The 17,641-nt window shown below is 67.1% G+C and carries 10 protein-coding genes and 1 riboswitch; of the genes, 4 read left to right on the forward strand and 6 right to left on the reverse strand.

The features are described from left to right. Nucleotides 1–10: 10 nt before the first annotated feature. The 3 genes from AC5P98_RS19020 to AC5P98_RS19030 all read right to left on the reverse strand — a co-directional run bounded on the left by AC5P98_RS19020 (nucleotide 11) and on the right by AC5P98_RS19030 (nucleotide 4,394). Nucleotides 11–982, reverse strand: coding sequence for a heat-shock protein (locus AC5P98_RS19020; protein ID WP_495230154.1), 972 nt, complete (start codon nucleotides 980–982; stop codon nucleotides 11–13). Nucleotides 983–1,254: 272 nt separating this feature from the next. Beyond that, nucleotides 1,255–2,709, reverse strand: a complete 1,455-nt coding sequence (locus tag AC5P98_RS19025; protein ID WP_234413115.1) for a J domain-containing protein — start codon at nucleotides 2,707–2,709, stop codon at nucleotides 1,255–1,257. Then, nucleotides 2,706–4,394, reverse strand: a complete 1,689-nt coding sequence (locus AC5P98_RS19030) for a molecular chaperone HscC (RefSeq protein WP_049407647.1) — start codon at nucleotides 4,392–4,394, stop codon at nucleotides 2,706–2,708. Before AC5P98_RS19030 ends, AC5P98_RS19025 begins: the two co-directional genes overlap by 4 nt. Nucleotides 4,395–4,520: 126 nt before the next feature. Between AC5P98_RS19030 and AC5P98_RS19035 the strand changes: the two genes are divergently transcribed. Continuing rightward, nucleotides 4,521–6,668, forward strand: coding sequence for a S46 family peptidase (locus AC5P98_RS19035; RefSeq protein ID WP_495230155.1), 2,148 nt, complete (start codon nucleotides 4,521–4,523; stop codon nucleotides 6,666–6,668). 233 nt (nucleotides 6,669–6,901) lie between these two features. Beyond that, entirely contained in the window at nucleotides 6,902–10,348 is a 3,447-nt protein-coding gene (locus AC5P98_RS19040) for a hybrid sensor histidine kinase/response regulator (protein ID WP_049407653.1), read from the forward strand. 39 nt (nucleotides 10,349–10,387) lie between these two features. Here the strand turns inward: AC5P98_RS19040 and AC5P98_RS19045 are convergent, their stop codons facing one another. The 3 genes from AC5P98_RS19045 to acs form a co-directional block, all read right to left on the reverse strand. After that, complete coding sequence (locus AC5P98_RS19045) at nucleotides 10,388–10,963, reverse strand: manganese efflux pump MntP (RefSeq protein WP_049407655.1); 576 nt, start codon at nucleotides 10,961–10,963, stop codon at nucleotides 10,388–10,390. Nucleotides 10,964–11,051: 88 nt separating this feature from the next. Next, nucleotides 11,052–11,141, reverse strand: a riboswitch (yybP-ykoY riboswitch). A 222-nt stretch (nucleotides 11,142–11,363) separates the two neighbouring features. Beyond that, nucleotides 11,364–12,029 (reverse strand): response regulator transcription factor, encoded by a 666-nt coding sequence (locus AC5P98_RS19050; protein WP_006477308.1) that lies wholly within the window; start codon nucleotides 12,027–12,029, stop codon nucleotides 11,364–11,366. Nucleotides 12,030–12,108: 79 nt separating this feature from the next. Then, complete coding sequence (gene acs, locus AC5P98_RS19055) at nucleotides 12,109–14,052, reverse strand: acetate--CoA ligase (RefSeq protein WP_049407658.1); 1,944 nt, start codon at nucleotides 14,050–14,052, stop codon at nucleotides 12,109–12,111. 245 nt (nucleotides 14,053–14,297) lie between these two features. Between acs and AC5P98_RS19060 the strand changes: the two genes are divergently transcribed. Then, nucleotides 14,298–15,725 (forward strand): DcaP family trimeric outer membrane transporter, encoded by a 1,428-nt coding sequence (locus AC5P98_RS19060; RefSeq protein ID WP_049407660.1) that lies wholly within the window; start codon nucleotides 14,298–14,300, stop codon nucleotides 15,723–15,725. Between the two features lie 160 nt (nucleotides 15,726–15,885). Further along, the gene (locus AC5P98_RS19065) at nucleotides 15,886–17,550 is read left to right on the forward strand and encodes an MFS transporter (RefSeq protein WP_014648890.1); all 1,665 of its coding nucleotides are present in this window, start codon (nucleotides 15,886–15,888) and stop codon (nucleotides 17,548–17,550) included. Nucleotides 17,551–17,641 lie beyond the last annotated feature (91 nt).

Below are 17,641 nucleotides of genomic sequence, written 5' to 3' on the forward strand. Positions count from 1 at the left end.
CCGCTGCCCCTCAACCACCCTCTGTGTTGGGATCGGTCTGGCTGACAACGGCGAAGCAGGGGGCTGGCCTGCGCGGACGAGGCCCGTGCGTGAGCATGCCGTGCCCATCAAGCGCCGACGGTGGCTCGACGGGCGCTGGCGCGGACGCCGTCCGCGATGGGGTGCCTCCAACGAAAGGCGTCAGCATGAGGACGCCAGACACGATGACCACCGAGGCATGGATTGCCACGTGTTTCATGCTGGACGTGCTGATCGCGATAGGGCGAGCGGCATCACCGAGCAATGCCAGCGCCGCCAGAACGGCCAGCACGACGAGAGCGCCCAGCAGGCAGCGGACAATGGCCACCTGCATCTTCATGAGATTGAAGTGCCCGGGTTGGGATACCGCCATCCAGAAGGCGACCTGATCCGTGTCCAGTGGCGCCAGCGTGTCACGGACACCATGCACTCCCAGACGCTGCATCGTTTGCCGCATGATGCCAGCACGCCCGGGCACGCTGGCCGACAGCAGCGATTGCAGCCAGTGCCACGGTCGGGTCAAGCGTTCCATGCGGGCATGGGCCTCGGTTACGGACACCCGGTCATGCGGTTGGTCCAGGGCTGCGGTGAGGGCCGTGTGGTTGCGCGGCTGCAGCTGCCAGCGGCGATGCAGCAGGTTGCGCCGTGCGCGGACCCGGTAGGGATCGATATCAGCCCGGATCTCATCCCAGCAGAAGTATCGACCCAGCAGATCGAAGTTGGACTCGCACAGCGGCTGGCCCTGGTGCAGCAGCTGCTGCAGTACCACGTCACCGATACGCGGCCTGTCGGCCAATGACCACAGCTCCGGGCGATGGGCCAGCCAGTGCTCGAAGCTGGCCGGGTCGGCGTCGCCGGCGGTGTTGATCAGCAGGCGCGCAAACCGGGGCAGGTTCAATGATGGCTCCACCACATCGTCCGGCATGTCGGTGTCGGGCGTGCATGGATGATGCAGCACCGGCATGTGGTCCATCGGCGAATGGCTGTCGTACGGCGCCGGTGGGCCGGGTGGGCTGTTGTCTGCAGGTGGCGTCGACAGCGCTTCTGCACTGCTTTCCTCCTGCCATTGCGTGCGGCTGCGTGCCCACAGCAGGGCCTGCTGGTAAGCCTCGTGCAGCGCCTGGAATGCCACCGGGTCTTCGTCCGGGCGTGCCGCGCGCAGTCTCTGCGCGTAGGCGCGCTTGATCGCCTTTTCGTCGGCGCTGGCGTCGAGCCCGAGAGCGTCCAGTGCCCGGTTCACACGGTGTTTCCAGAAGCAGGTGGAGGCAGGTCGATCGACAGGCGACGGCACCTGTCACGCAGGAACCAGGTGGTCCATAGCAGCAGGACCAGGGCGCAGCCCACTTCGGGGACGAACATGCCGATGCCCGGTCCAATCAGGTTGCGCGGCCGGAATCCCCGGCCATCCTCGCGCCGGATCCAGCGTGCCGTCGCCAGAGCAAGGCCAGGGAACAGCAGCAACGTACCTTCCAGCCGCAGATCCAGGCCATGGACCAGGATCAGGCTGGCGAGGGCGATCAGCGGCGCTGGCAACGCCAGTAGCCATCCCCAGCGCGAAGGGGGCAGATCCAGCGTCAGCTGGCGCAGCGCCCAACGGACATGGACCCACAGAGCGCCGGCCAGGGCGAGCAGGACCCCGAGCAGCACGCCGCCTATGCCGAGCGCGGCGGCGGTGCGCAGGTCACGCTGGGCAAGACTCATGAGAGTCGAGCCACCGGCAATCGCGAGCGTCAGGGCAGCCAACAGGCCGCCCCGCAGCGCATTGACCTGGCAACGCCAGCGGTTGGGACGGGAAACGTCGGCAAGGCTGCGCCAGAACTGCACCTGCTGCCGATCCCAGGCGGCGGGCAATGGCTCCTGGCCGCCGCGCTCCAGCGCATCCAGCAGCGCGTTGACCTCAATGATGTGCTCGGGCAGCTGCGCCTGCCAGAGGGATCGTCGCGCGTGCCATGGCTGCGACAGGTAGCGCAGGCAACGCGCAAGGGTGACCCTCCCCAGCCGCAGGCTGCCCTCCTCCTCCAGCAGCGCCGACAGCTCCGCCGCATTGCCGGATTCGGCAGCCCAGCGCCGATGACCGCGCGACTGGATCGATGCCAGCCTGTCCGGGTCCACGCCGTCGTGTACATCATCCCAGCCAAAGCAGCGTGCCAGCAGACCCATGTTGGCTGCGCTGACGCTGTTGTGACTGCGTGCCAGTTCATCCAGCAGCGCGTCGCCCACCAATGGCTTGTAGCGCAGCGACCACAGCACCGGCGTGGCCTCCAGCCAGGGGCCGAAGTCTTCAGGGGAAGACAGATGGGCCATGCGCAGGATCGTGTGCGCATGGCCCGATACGTGGACCGCTCCCTCCAGTTCCGCCACTGGTGCCGTGCGCAGCAGCACAGGCGTGCCGCGAGGTGGCCATGGAGGCGAGTACGAACGCGTTTCGGGCGGCGCCCATGCCACGTCTGCGTCGGGCGGCCAGGGTGCGATGTCGGTTGCATGCTCCGCCGGTTCGTCTTCGTCCGCGATATCGGCCAGCGCTTCCTGACGGACCCAGTCCAATGCCGCCTGATAGGCCTCATGCAGGTGCTGGAAGGCGACCGGATCCTCGTCGGGTCGAGTCACCCGCAGGCGCTTTGCATAGGCGCGCTTGACCGCGCGCTCGTCAGCCGTTTGGTCCAGCTCCAGGACGTGCAGTGCCCAGCTCATGCATCGCGCTCGAGGGCGTCGAGTGCCTCGTCCAGCTGACGGCGATGACGCTCGACGGCAACGGCATCCTGGCTCTCCAGCACATGGCGGAAGCTGCTCAGCCACGACTGCAACTGTTCACGGTGATGGATGCGTTCCTCGTACAGGCGCTCGGTGCGGGCGATCACCGCGAGGTTGGGCTGGGCGTCACGCGGGTGGATCTTCAGCGCTTCCAGCGCGCGCAGGCGCTGCTGGGTCTCTTCGGGTGACAGCAGCCCGGGATTCTGTTCCAGGATGAGCTCGTGGCGCCTGCCGGTGGCATCCTCGGTGACTTCCACCTGCAGCAGCCCGTTCACGTCGTAGGTGAAGCGGGCGGTGACGCTGCGTTCCTGCATCGGGACAGAATGGGTCAGCGGCACGGTCAGCTCACCGAGCTTGATGTTGCGATCCACCGTCGGGCTCTCGCCCTGGAACACGTCGATGCGGATGGCACTTTGCCGCTCGTGCAGCGGGTAGAAGCGATCCTCGCGGCTGACCGGCACCACGCTGTTGCGCTGGATGATCGGGTGGAAATAGCCGCTGCGCTCGCCACCGGCAGCATCCTGGCGGGACACCTGCGTGCCAAGCGTGTAGGGGCAGACATCGGTCAGCACGACTTCGCGCAGCGATTCGTCGCGCGCCTTCAATCCCGCTGCAACGGCGGCACCCAAGGCAATCGCCTGGTCCGGATGGACATGGCGCAGCGGCAGCCGGCCGAACATGCGGGTCGCAAGCCTGCTGACCATCGGCATGCGTACCGCACCGCCGACCAGGATGATGTCGTCCAGCGCCTCGGGCTTGAGCCGGGCGTCGCGGATCGCGCGCTCGATGGGCGCGCGCATGCGCAGCAGCAGTGGCTCGCAGAGCTGGGTGTAGCGAGCTTCATCCAGCTGCCACTGGCGTTCGCTGCCGGCCAGGGGCAACTGCAGGCTGGCAGTGCCGCTCTGGCTGAGTTCGCGCTTGAACAGTTCCAGCCGACGCAGCAGCTGCGCCTGCTCGGCAGCGGACAGGTCGCTGGCGGACGTGCCCTGGTCGGCGTGGAAGGCCTGCACGAGTACCTGCAGGAAATCCTCGCCGCCCAGGAAATTGTCGCCGGCGCTGGCATGCACTTCGACCACGCCATCGAACAGTTCCAGGATGGAGACGTCGAAGGTGCCGCCGCCCAGGTCCAGCACCAGCACGCGGCCTTCGCCGTCACGCTCCTGCAGACCATAGGCCAGCGCAGCGGCCGTGGGTTCATTGATCAGGCGCTCGACGCGGATGCCGGCCAGTTCGCCGGCGGCCCGGGTGGCCTTGCGCTGGGCGTCGGAGAAGTAGGCCGGCACGCTGATCACCGCTTCCTCCACCTTGTGGCCCAGGGCGGCTTCGGCGTCGGCCAGCAGCGAGCGCAGCACCATGGCCGAGAGCTCCTCGGGACGGAAACTGCGCTCACCCAGCCGGGTCTCACGGTCGCTGCCCATCCAGCGCTTGAAATGGGCCACGGTCTGCTGCGGATGGCTGACCAGGCGGTCACGGGCCGGCTGGCCGACCAGTACGGCACCATCGACGAGGCTGACCACCGAAGGGGTCAACAGCTCGCCATGGGCATTGGGGAACAGCTGCGGCCCTGCTGCCGTGTGCCTGCCGATGAGGGAATGGGTGGTGCCAAGATCGATGCCGACGATCATCTGCGAACGTCCGATGTGCAGAAAACGGCAATTCTAGGAGCGCGGCGCAGGCCTGACTATCGGGCGTTGCCCGACAGCGCCCCACGGGCTATGGTCCCGGGCTGTTCTGTCGTACCGGATTGCCTCATGTCACCACGCAAAGCCCTCCCCACCGCCCTGGCCCTGGGCCTGACCCTCGCCACCGGCGCCCACGCCGATGAAGGCATGTGGATGCCGACGCAGCTGCCGGACCTGGCCCAACCGCTGCAGGCCGCTGGCTTCAAGGGCAATCCGGCCGACCTGGCCAACGTCACCGCGCCGCCGCTGAGCGCCGTGGTGCGCGCCGGTGGTGGCACCGGTTCGTTCGTGTCCGCCGACGGCCTGCTGCTGACCAACCACCACGTGGCGATGGGCGTGATCCAGTACAACAGCTCGCCCGAGCACGACCTGATCGCTGGTGGCTTCATCGCCAGGGACCGTGCCGACGAGCGCCCGGCCAACCCGGACTTCCGCGTGCTGGTCACCGTCGGCTTCGACAAGGTGACCGACCAGGTGCTGGCGCAGGCCCGTGGCAAGACCGGCCGTGCCTACTTCGATGCCGTGGATGCAGCCAGCAAGCAGATCGTGGCCGAGTGCGAGAAGGACGGCAGCGTGCGCTGCTCGGTGGCCAACATGTACTACGGCACCGATTTCTACCGCATTGCCCAGCTGGAACTGAGCGACGTGCGCCTGGTGTATGCGCCGCCGCGTGCGATCGGCAACTACGGCGATGAGATCGACAACTTCATGTGGCCCCGCCACACCGGCGACTTCACCCTGCTGCGCGCCTACGTGGGCAAGGACGGCAAGCCGGCCGCCTACAGCAAGGACAACGTACCCTACCAGGCGCCGGCACACCTGCAGATGTCGGTGGAAGGCCCGAAGGAAGGCGATTACGCGATGCTGGCCGGTTACCCGGGCATCACCTACCGCCACCGCACCGCGGCCGAATTCGCCGGCCAGATCGATACCGTGCTGCCGCGCCGCGTATCGGTGTTCCAGCAGATGATCGACACCATCGAGGCCGCCAGCGCCAAGGACGCGCAGGCGCGTACCCGCTACGCCTCGCAGCTGCAGTCGCTGAAGAACAACCGCAAGCGCGCCGCCGGCGAACTGGAAGGCCTGCTGCGCAGCGATGCGAAGGCCCAGCGTGCCGCCGACGAGACGGCCATGCTGGCTGCCACCGACCGCAGGTACCAGGGTGACATCAAGGCGCTGCTGGCCAACCTGTCGCAGGGTGCGGCGGTGGGCGAGCGTGACCTGCTGCTGGAGCAGATGGCCGCGCAGAGCCAGCTGCTGCGCTCGGCGCTGCTGCTGGAGCGCCTGCGCATCGAATCGGCCAAGCCGGACGCGCAGCGCGAGAGCGGCTACCAGCAGCGCGACCAGGCGATGATCGAAGGGGTGCTCAAGCAGGTCCAGCGCCGTTACGCGCCGGAGGTCGAGAAGGCCCTGCTGACCACCCTGCTGACCCGCTACCAGCAGCTGCCGGACGCGCAGCGCGTGGCCGAGTTCGACGCGGCCTTTGGTCGTACCCCACAGCAGCTGGCCAAGGCGCTGGACATCCTGTATGCCGGTACCCAGCTGGGTGAGGAAGCGCAGCGCCTGTCGCGCTTTGCCGCCGCACGCGAAGGCAAGGCACTGGCCGCCGATCCGCTGATCAGCGTGGCCGGTCCGCTGGTGGCCGCGCAGCTGCGCATCGAGAACGAGAGCAAGACCCGCGAAGGCGAGCAGCTGCGCCTGCGCCCGGCGTACATGCAGGCGCTGTTCGCCTGGCGTGCCAAGCAGGGCCGCGCGGTGTATCCGGATGCCAACCGCACCCTGCGCATCAGCTACGGCAAGGTCGAGGCGCTGCACCCGCGCGATGGCGTGACCTACTCGCCGGTGACCACCGTGGCCGGCATCGTCGAGAAGAACACCAACGCCTACCCGTTCGATGCACCCAAGCCGTTGCTGGCAGCGATCGCCAAGGGTGACTTCGGCAGCACCGCCGATCCGACACTGAAGACCCAGACGGTCAACTTCCTGACCAACCTGGACACCACGGGCGGCAACTCCGGCTCGCCGGTGCTCAACGCCAGGGGCGAACTGATCGGCCTGAACTTCGACAGCAACTGGGAGTCGGTCAGCGCCAGCTGGTGGTTCGACCCGCGCTACAAGCGCGCCGTGCACGTGGACATGCGCTACCTGCGCTGGCTGCTGGCCAAGGTCTACCCGGCGCCCGAGCTGCTGAAGGAAATGGGCGTGCCGGCCCAATAACGCCGGTACCTGGCAGGCGCCCACCGCTTCCTGGTGGGTGCCCATTGATTCCCGGTAGGTGCCCACTGTTAGTGGGCACGGATGTCCCCGTCACGACCAACGGTCGTGACCCACCAGACGGATCAACGATCGTGACCTACTGCCATGCCCCACCCTTGCGGTCCTTCCTCGTGACCTACCCGCACGACCAGCGGTCGTGATCTACTGACCCCTGTCCTGACGGAAACGCACGCGTGGTCTCCAGCTGGATCCTGCTGCTGGTCTCGGTTGCCTATGCCGCGCTGCTGTTCGGCGTGGCGTGGTGGGGCGACCGTCGGCCGATGTACCCCGACCGGCCGTGGCTGCGGCCGGTGGTCTACAGCCTGGCACTGGCCGTGTACTGCTCGTCGTGGACCTTCTACGGCGCGGTCGGCACCGCCGTGCGCAACGGCGTGGGCTACCTGCCCATCTACATCGGCCCACTGCTGCTGCTGCTGTTCGGCTGGCGCATCATCGAGCGCCTGGCGCTGATCGCGCGCAGCCAGAACGTGGTCTCCATCGCCGATTTCATCTCCTCGCGCTTCGGCCGTTCCCGGCGGCTGGCGGCGCTGGTGGCGATCATCGCGCTGATCGGCATCATTCCGTACCTGGCGCTGCAGTACAAAGCGGTGGCGATGAGCCTGCAGGTGCTGACCGGCAACACCGGCCCGACCGGCTTCTTCACCGATCCCGCGCTGTACGTGGCGCTGCTGATGGCGCTGTTCGCCACCCTGTTCGGTACCCGCCAGGTCGATGCCACCGAACACCACCACGGCATGATGCTGGCCATCGCCTTCGAATCGGTGATCAAGCTGCTGGCAATGCTGGCCGTGGGCGTGTTCGCCTACCTGTGGCTGAGCAACCGCACCGACGCGGTGGTCGAGTCGGTGCATACGCTGTTCACCGGCCTGCCGCCGGTGGGCTTCATCTCGCAGACGCTGCTCAGTTTCCTGGCCATCATCTGCCTGCCGCGCCAGTTCCACGTGGCCGTGGTCGAGTGCGGCGATGTGCGCGACGTGCGCCGCGCGCGCTGGATGTTCGGCGGCTACCTGGTGCTGATCTCGGGCATGGTGCTGCCGATCGCCACCGCCGGCGTGACCCTGTTCGGCACCGGCGGCAGCGTCGCCGACGACTCGATGGTGCTGGCCCTGCCGCTGGCCGAAGGCCGCAATGCGCTGGCGCTGATCGCCTACGTGGGCGGCTTTTCGGCGGCCACCGGCATGGTCATCGTGTCGTCCATCGCACTGGCCACCATGGTCAGCAACGACCTGGTGATGCCGGTGCTGCTGCGTCGGAGCGGTGACCACCAGGAGGCCGCCGACGTCGCCTCGCGCGTGCTGTGGATCCGCCGCCTGGCGATCCTGCTGCTGGCGTTGATGGCCTACAGCTACTACCGCACCAGCAGCAACGACAGCACCCTGGCCTCGTACGGCCTGATGGCGTTCGCAGCGGTGGCGCAGTTCGCGCCCGGCCTGATCGGCGGCCTGTACTGGCGCGGTGCCAGCCGGCGTGGCGTCGAGGTGGGCATGCTGCTCGGCTTCGCCACCTGGCTGTACACCCTGCTGTTGCCGGCGATGACCATGGCCGGCTGGGTCGATGCCGCCTGGGTGCAGCACGGCCCGTTCGGCATCGAGTGGCTGCGCCCGCAGCAGCTGTTCGGCATGACCGGCTGGGATCCGCTGACCCATGGCACGTTCTGGTCGCTGCTGGTCAATGCGGCGACGATGATGCTGGTGTCCGCACGCTGGCGGCCCGGTGTGGACGAGCGGCTGCGCGCCGCGCCGTTCCTCGACCCGTATGCCGAGCGCCCGTCGGTGGCCGGTGGCTGGCCCGGTCATGTGCACGTGGGCGACCTGCTGGCACTCGCCTCGCGCGTGGTCGGCGAGCGCCATGCGCGGCGTTCGTTCTTCGAGCAGGCACAGTCGCTGGGCCGCGAGCTGCAATCCTCGGCGCCGGCCGACCGGCCGTGGGTGCAGTTCACCGAACGCCTGCTGGCCGCGTCGATTGGTGCGGCCTCGGCGCGCCTGCTGCTGACCAGCCTGCTGCGTGGCTCGGGCATGGACCTGGGCGAAGTGGTGGCGGTGCTGGACGAAGCCGGGCAGGAACTGCGCTTCAACCGCGAGATCCTGTCGACCACGCTGGAGAACATCAGCGCCGGGGTCAGCGTGGTCGATCCGGACATGCGCCTGACCGCATGGAATCGTCGTTACCAGGACATGTTCGGCTACCCCGACGGCATGCTCTACGTGGGCCGCCCGGTGGCCGACCTGATCCGCTACAACGCCGAGCGCGGCGAGCTGGGCGAGGGCGATATCGAAGTGCAGATCAACCGCCGCATCGGCTACATGCGCGCCGGCTCACCGCACGTGTTCGAGCGCACCCGCAGCGACGGCAAGGTGATCGAGATGCGCGGCCAGGCGCTGCCCGGCGGCGGTTACGTGACCAGCTACAACGACATCACCGACTACAAGCACGCGGAGAAGGCACTGCTGGAAGCCAACGAGACGCTGGAACAGCGCGTGGCCGAGCGCTCGCACGAGGCCGAGGTCGCGCAGCAGTCGAAGACCCGCTTCCTGGCGGCGATCAGCCATGACGTGCTGCAGCCGCTGAATGCCGCGCGGCTGTTTGCTTCGGCGCTGCGCGACAGCGACCATGTGAGCGACGAGCAGAAGCATCTGGCCGAACGCGTGGATGCGTCGCTGCGCGCCGCCGAAGAACTGCTCGATGGCCTGCTGGACGTGTCGCGGCTGGATGCCGGTGGCCTGCACCCGGTGATCGGCGAGTTCGACGTGAGCGCGCTGATGCGCGAACTGGCCGCGCAGTACACGCCGGTCGCCGCCGGCCGTGGCCTGCGCCTGGACCTGTTCACGCGTCCGGCCTGGGTGCGCAGTGATCGCCGCCTGCTGCGCCGCGTGCTGCAGAACTTCCTGGCCAATGCGCTGCGCTACACCCGTCAGGGCCGCATCGTGCTGGCGGTGCGCCAGCGTGGCAACGAAGTGGAGCTGCAGGTATGGGATACCGGCCCGGGCATTCCCGAGCACCACATGCGGCAGATCTTCGACGAGTTCCACCGCTACCAGCAGCCGTTCGATTGGGGCGAACAGGGGTTGGGCCTGGGCCTGTCGATCTGCCAGCGCATCTCGCGCCTGCTTGACCATCGCCTCAATGCGCGCAGCCGGGTTGGCAAGGGCTCGATGTTCTCGATCATCCTGCCGCGGGTGGCGCCGCTGCCGGGCTATACCGAACTGGCCGCGCCGGTACAGGCCGCAGCCGCGCCGCTGCGCAGCGATTCGCTGGCCGGCCTGCGCGTGCTGTGCGTGGACAACGACGAAGAGATCCTCGACGGCATGCGCGCGCTGCTCGGTCGCTGGCAGGTGCAGGTGATTACGGCATCGACGGTGGATCAGGCGCTGGAGAAAGTGGCCGAGCGGCCGCAGGTGATGCTGGTGGACTACCACCTGCACGACCGCATGGACGGCCTGGATGCGCTGGTGGCGCTGCGTGAAGCCGCCGGTTACCCGCTGCCGGGTGCGTTGTTGACCGCCGATGGCCGCGACGAACTGAAGCGGATGGCACGCGAACGCGGCTACCGCGTGCTGACCAAGCCGATCAAGCCGGCCTCGCTGCGCGCCTTCCTGGGCGCGCTGCGCGATGCGCAGTAGTGCCGGCCGCTGGCCGGCAACCACGTAATCGCGGAAGCGTTACCCCACGCCGTGCAGGTGCTCGTACAGGATCATCGCGCCGATGATCACCAGGATCACGCCACCGATGATCTCGGCACGCTTGCCGACCATGCTGCCCAGCACACGGCCGAGCATGATGCCGACGGTGACCATGGAGAGCGTGCACAGGCCAATGACCGCGGCCATCACGCCGATATGGACGTCCATGAAGGCCAGGCCGATACCCACCGCCATCGCGTCGATGCTGGTGGCGAAACCGGTCAGCGCCAGCTTCCAGAAGCCGTGGTGATGCGAGGGGTCCTCGTCGTCCTCGGTACTATCCGGGCGCAGGCCGTTGTAGATCATGTGGATGCCCAGCGCACCGAGCAGGCCGAACGCGATCCAGTGGTCGAAAGCTTCCACGTACTGCAGGGCGGCGCGACCGAGCAGCCAGCCGATGATGGGCGTGATCGCCTCGATGACGCCGAAGATGATGCCGGCACGCAGTGCATCGCGGAACACCGGCTTGCGCATGGCCGCACCCTTGCCGATCGCCGCAGCGAAGGCATCGGTGGACATGGCAAAGCCGATCAGGAGGATCGAAATGGGGGACATGGACAGTTGCTGAGGTCGGGCAAGGACGGACGCACGGCTCGCGCTCGCGCCCAACCTGACGTTGCGCGCGCGGGCCGCTGGTCTCGCCAACCATCATGGTTGTCCACGCCACGGCGCACTGGCCGAGTATGTTGACGTGGACGATTCCTGCGAAGGAATCCGGCTACTCCCCAAGGGGACGCGAAGCTTAGCACCGCGATTCGCGCGTGGCGCGTTTCCAGCGAAACGCGCAGGCAGGGCTGGTTTGTATAGCGATGGCTATATCGCGAGCGCAGCGGTGCCTGGTAGTGCCGGCCGCTGGCCGGCATGCGCAACGGCGAGAGCGTGCCAAGCAAGCTTGGCACCTACCAGAGCGGTTTAAGGCGTTTCAGCTGACTGCCGGCCAGCGGCCGGCACTACCTCAATCTTCTTCCGGCGGCAGCACGATGGCGTCGTCGTCGATGGCCAGCTTGCCGGCCATCAGCACGGCCTGGGTGCGGTTGGTCACGCCCAGCTTGCGCAGGATGGCGGTGACGTGGGCCTTGATCGTCGCTTCGGAGACGTTGAGGTCGTAGGCGATCTGCTTGTTCAAGCGCCCGGCGCCCAGCATCTGCAGCACGCGGAACTGCTGCGGGGTCAGCTCACGCAGGCGCTGGCCGACTTCGCGTTCTTCGCTGCCGGTCGGCGGCACGTTGTGCGCTTCCGGCGGCGCCCAGGTCTCGCCATCGAGGATGGTGCCCAGTGCGTGGCCGATGGTGTCCGAATCCGCAGACTTCGGAATGAAGCCCAGCGCGCCGTGGTCGAGCGCGCGGCGCATCACCGTGGCTTCTTCGCGCGCGGACACCACCACCACCGGCAGGTGCGGGTGCAGCGAGCGCATGTGCACCAGCGCGTTGAAACCCTGCGCACCGGGCATGTTGAGGTCCATCAGGACCAGGTCGGCGTCGTTGTGCTGGTCGGCCAGTGCATACAGCGCTTCCACGCTGTCGGCCTCGAACAGCTGCACGCCGGGGATGACCCGCTGCACGGCCCCACGCAGGGCTTCGCGGAACAGCGGGTGGTCATCGGCAATCAGGAGGGTGGTCATGGTCGGGGGGAACCGTGGGGGAAAGCAGATGGGGTCAGAGCCCTTTCCTTGCGGAAAGGGATCCGACCCCGGTCGTACGTCAGCGCACCTTGCGCTCGTCCACCAGCGAGGCCACCACCGATGGGTCGGCCAGGGTCGAGGTATCGCCGAGCTGGTCCGGCGCGTTCTCGGCGATCTTGCGCAGGATGCGGCGCATGATCTTGCCCGAGCGGGTCTTCGGCAGGCCCGGCGCCCACTGCAGGTGGTCCGGCGTGGCGATCGGGCCGATCTCCTTGCGCACCCAGGCGACCAGTTCCTTCTGCAGCTCGTCGCTCGGCGCCTCTTCGGCCACCAGCGTCACGTAGGCGTAGATGCCCTGGCCCTTCACGTCGTGCGGGAAGCCGACCACGGCCGCTTCGGCCACCTTGGGGTGCGAGACCAGCGCGCTTTCCACTTCAGCGGTGCCGATGCGGTGGCCGGACACGTTGATCACGTCGTCGACGCGACCAGTGATCCAGTAGTAGCCGTCCTCGTCGCGGCGGCAACCGTCGCCGGTGAAGTAGCTGCCCGGGTAGGTGCGGAAATAGGTGTCGATGAAGCGCTGGTGGTCGCCGTACACCGTGCGCATCTGGCCCGGCCAAGAATCACGGATGATCAGGTTGCCTTCGGTCGGGCCGTCCTGGATCTCGCCATCGGCATTGACCAGCGCCGGCTGCACGCCGAAGAAGGGCAGGGTGGCCGACCCCGGCTTGAGGTCCATCGCGCCGGCCAGCGGCGAGATCAGGATGCCGCCGGTCTCGGTCTGCCACCAGGTATCGACGATCGGGCAGCGGCTGTCGCCGACCACTTCGTAGTACCAGCGCCAGGCTTCCGGATTGATCGGCTCGCCGACGCTGCCGAGCAGGCGCAGCGACGCGCGCGAGGTCTTCTTCACCGGCTCCTCGCCTTCGCGCATCAGCGCACGGATCGCGGTCGGGGCGGTGTAGAAGATGGTCACCTTGTGCTTGTCGATGACGTTCCAGAAACGCGAGGTGTCCGGGTAGTTCGGCACGCCTTCGAACATCAGCGAGGTCGCGCCGTTGGCCAGCGGCCCGTACACGATGTAGCTGTGGCCGGTGACCCAGCCGACATCGGCGGTGCACCAGTAGATATCGTCTTCGCGCAGGTCGAACACCGCTTCATGGGTGTAGGCCGCGTACAGCAGGTAACCGCCGGTGGTGTGCAGCACGCCCTTGGGCTTGCCGGTGGAACCGGAGGTGTAGAGGATGAACAGCGGGTCTTCCGCGTTCATGCGTTCCGGTTCGCAGGTGGACGGCTGGCTGTCCACCACATCGTGGAACCAGCGGTCGCGCGGGGCCTGCATGTCCACCGCGCCGCCGGTGTGGCGCACCACCAGCACGGTTTCAACCGTATTCGTGCCCGGCAGCTTCAGCGCGGCATCAACGTTGGCCTTCAGCGGAATCCTGCGGCCACCGCGCAGGCCCTCGTCGGCGGTGATGATCAGCTTGCTCTGGCAGTCGCTGACGCGGTCGGCGATCGAATTCGGCGCGAAGCCACCGAACACCACCGAGTGGATCGCACCGATGCGCGCACAGGCCAGCATGGCCACCGCGGCGTCGACGATCATCGGCAGGTAGATGGTGACCCGGTCGCCCTTCTTGACGCCGAGGTTGCGCAGCGCGTTGCCGAGGCGGCAGGTGCGCTCGTACAGCTCGCGATAGGTCACGTGCTGGGCCGGTGCATCCGGGCCGTCCGGCTCGAACAGCAGGGCGGTCTTGTCGCCGCGCGTTTCCAGCTGGCGATCCAGGCAGTTCACGCTGGCATTGAGCTCGCCATCTTCGAACCACTTGATGTGGAAGTCGGACAGGTCATAGCTGACGTTCTTGATCTTCGTCGGCTTGCGCATCCATTGCAGGCGCTCGGCGGCCTTGCCCCAGAAACCATCCGGGTCGGTCACCGAGGCCTGGTACTGCTGTTCGTACGACGTCTTGTCGATGCGTGCCTTGGCGGCGAACTGCGGATCGACGGGGTAGATATCAGCCATGGCACCCTCACTTGCACGTTGACTTTGTATGTGCGGTCGCAGCATCGCAACGACCGATCCCCCTCAGTTTGCCCCATTCACCCCCGGCCGCGTCACCACCCTGGTTAGACCATGGTCGAAAGTGAGCGCCCAGCAGGGCCGGGTTCGACCAATGGCCAATAGCCGCTGTGCGCGAACGCCCCGCAGTCTCGGCTCGACCGTGCCCCACGCGCGGCATCACCTTGCCACTTGGGAGAGAGGGCAACATGAGCCACCGTACGTTGAAAGCCGTGCGCACACCTTTGGCGGCCTGCCTGTTGGTCGCCCTGGTCGCACCGGGCATGGCGTTCGCAGAGACCGCCAAAGAGAAGGCACTGGAAGCACGCGTTGCCGAACTGGAACGCCAGGTCCAGCTGCTGCTGTCTTCGCAGCAACAACAACAGACCCAGATCAGCCAGACCCAGCAGGCGGTGACCGAAGTGCGCACGGTGCAGGCCGGGCAGAAGCCGGTCGCCTCGGTGCCGGCGGGCAAGCAGCCGATCCAGGTCACCACCATCACCCCGGGCGCCGCGCCGGGTACCACGGTCAAGATCGGTGGCTTCATCAAGGCCGACTTCCTGGCCACCCAGACCAGCGATGGCCAGCTGGCCGACGACGCCCCCGGCCGTTCGCTGTACCTGCCGGGCCAGACCCCGGTGGAAGGCGCCGGCGGCAGCGGCAAGCGTTCGGGCACCGACTTCAACGCCCACGCCAAGTTCTCGCGCTTCAACCTGGGCATCGACAACGTGAGCGAATCGGGCAACAAGGCCGGTGCGTTCTTCGAGATGGACTTCTTCGGCAACTCGCTGGGCAACCAGACCGCCACCAATACCTATGGCGTGACCCTGCGCCACGCCTACATGTACTGGAACAACTGGATGGCCGGCCAGACCTGGTCCAACTTCATGGACGCGGCCGCGCTGCCGGAGGCGGTCGACTTCGTCGGCCCCACCGACGGCGTGATCTTCGTGCGCCAGGCCCAGGTGCGCTACACCCAGGGCGGCTTCAGCGTCGCACTGGAAAACCCGGAAACCACCACCCTCACCGGTACCCGCAACCCGGTCACCGGGGCCTGGACCAACGCCAGCGCCAACTCCGACCGTGGCAGCCTGCCCGACCTGACCATGCGTTATGGCTGGAAGGGCGACTGGGGCACCTTTGGTGTCGGTGGCATCGTCCGCCAGTTGAAGGTGGACAACCAGGCCACCGGCGCGAAGGCCGACAAGGTGGCCGGCGGCCTGACCCTGGGCGGCAAGTGGGTGATGGGTGACAGCGACTCGCTGCACTACCAGCTGACCGGTGGCGAAGGCATCGCCCGCTACATCGGCCTGGGCATCACCGCCGACAGTGCCTATGACGTGGCCCGCGACGAGCTCAACCCGACCGGCGTGCTGGCCGGCTACGTGGGCTGGCGGCATGCGTTCTCGCCGAAGCTGCGCACCAACCTGATCTACGCGCGCAGCGACTACGACAACGACAGCATCCTCGGCCCGCTGGTGACCAAGAGCGTGCAGAGCATCCGCGGCAACATCTTCTATTCGCCGCTGCCCAAGGTCGATATCGGCGCCGAGCTGATGTATGGCCGTCGCGAAGTGGAAAACGGCAACAAGGGTGACATCACCCGGTTGCAGTTCACCACGAAGTACAGCTTCTAAGAGCGTGCCGGCCAGCGGCCGGCACCTACCGAGATGGGGTGCCGGCCAAGGTCGGCATCTACCGAGATGGGGTGCCGACCAAGGTTGGTACCTACCGAATTGAATGCCGGCCAACGGTCGGCACCCACCCACAACGATTGCTTCGGAGGGGAAGCGTCTTATGTCCAGCACTGCACCAGGCCCGCACCATGCGGCGGGCACCCTGACCAAGGGCCACAAGAAAGTCATCTTCGCCTCGAGCCTCGGCACGGTCTTCGAGTGGTATGACTTCTTCCTGTACGGCTCGCTCGCGGCCATCATCGCCAAGCAGTTCTTCAGTGGCGTCAATGAAACCACGGGCATGATCTTCGCCCTGCTGGCGTTCGCTGCCGGCTTCTTCGTGCGTCCGTTCGGCGCGGCCTTCTTCGGCAGCCTCGGCGACCGCATCGGCCGCAAGTACACCTTCCTGGTCACCATCCTGATCATGGGCATCTCGACCTTCCTGGTCGGCGTGCTGCCCAACTACGCCTCGATCGGTTTCGCCGCACCGGTGATCCTGATCATCCTGCGCCTGGCCCAGGGCCTGGCGATGGGCGGCGAGTACGGCGGTGCCGCCACCTACGTGGCCGAGCACGCGCCGGACGACAAGCGCGGCCTGTACACCAGCTTCATCCAGTGCACCGCCACGCTCGGCCTGTTCCTGTCGCTGCTGATCATCCTGGCCTGCCGCATGACGCTGGGCAACGAGGCCTTCGAAGCCTGGGGCTGGCGCATCCCGTTCCTGGTCTCGATCCTGCTGCTGGGCATTTCGGTATGGATCCGCCTGCAGCTGAGCGAATCGCCGCTGTTCCAGCAGATGAAGGCTGAAGGCAAGGGCTCCAAGACCCCGTTCCGCGACAGCCTGAAGGGTGGCAACCTGAAGCTGATGCTGCTGGTCCTGCTCGGTGCGGCGGCTGGCCAGGCGGTGGTCTGGTACGGCGGCCAGTTCTACGCGCTGTTCTTCCTCAGCAGCATGCTGAAGGTCGATGCCACCACCTCCTACCTGCTGATCGCCGCTGCGCTGGCACTGGGCACGCCGTTCTTCATCTTCTTCGGCTGGCTGTCCGACCGCATCGGTCGCAAGAAGATCATCCTGGCCGGCTGCCTGCTGGCGGCCATCACCTACATCCCGATCTTCAAGGGCCTGACCCACTTCGCCAATCCGGCCATCGAAGAAGCCCGCAGCAGCTCGCCGGCCCTGGTCGTGGCCGATCCGGCTACCTGCTCGTTCCAGTTCGATCCGGTCGGCCTGCGCAAGTTCACCAGCTCCTGCGACGTGGCCACCGCCGCGCTGACCAAGGCCGGTGTGCCGTACGACGTGCAGCCCGCCGCCGCCGGTTCGCTGGCGATGGTGAACGTGGGCAGCGCCAGCGTCACCTCGTATGAGGCCGCCGGCCTGACCAAGGAAGAAGGCAAGGCCAAGGCCGATGCGTTCGGTGCGGAACTGAAGACCGCCCTGACCACCGCCGGCTACCCGGCCAAGGCCGATGGCGCCCGCATCAACATCGCCGGCACCATCTTCATGCTGTGGCTGCTGGTGCTGTACGTGACCATGGTCTATGGCCCGATCGCCGCCTACCTGGTCGAACTGTTCCCGACCCGCATCCGCTACACCTCGATGTCGCTGCCGTACCACATCGGCAACGGCTGGTTCGGTGGCTTCCTGCCGGCGATCTCGTTCGCGCTGGTGGCCGGTACCGGCAACCTGTACTACGGCCTGTGGTACCCGATTGCGATCGCACTGATGTCGGTGGTGATCGGCGGCCTGTTCCTGCGCGAAACCAAGAACGTGGATATCACCAAGTAACCGGTGGGTTCCATGCAGTGAAGGAAAGGCCGCGGTGCAGACCGCGGCCTTTCTGCTTGTGGGCCGTGCCCACTCGGCCCGCATCCGGTAG

It is taken from the genome of Stenotrophomonas sp. YJH_SMC_135 (genome assembly GCF_059372355.1).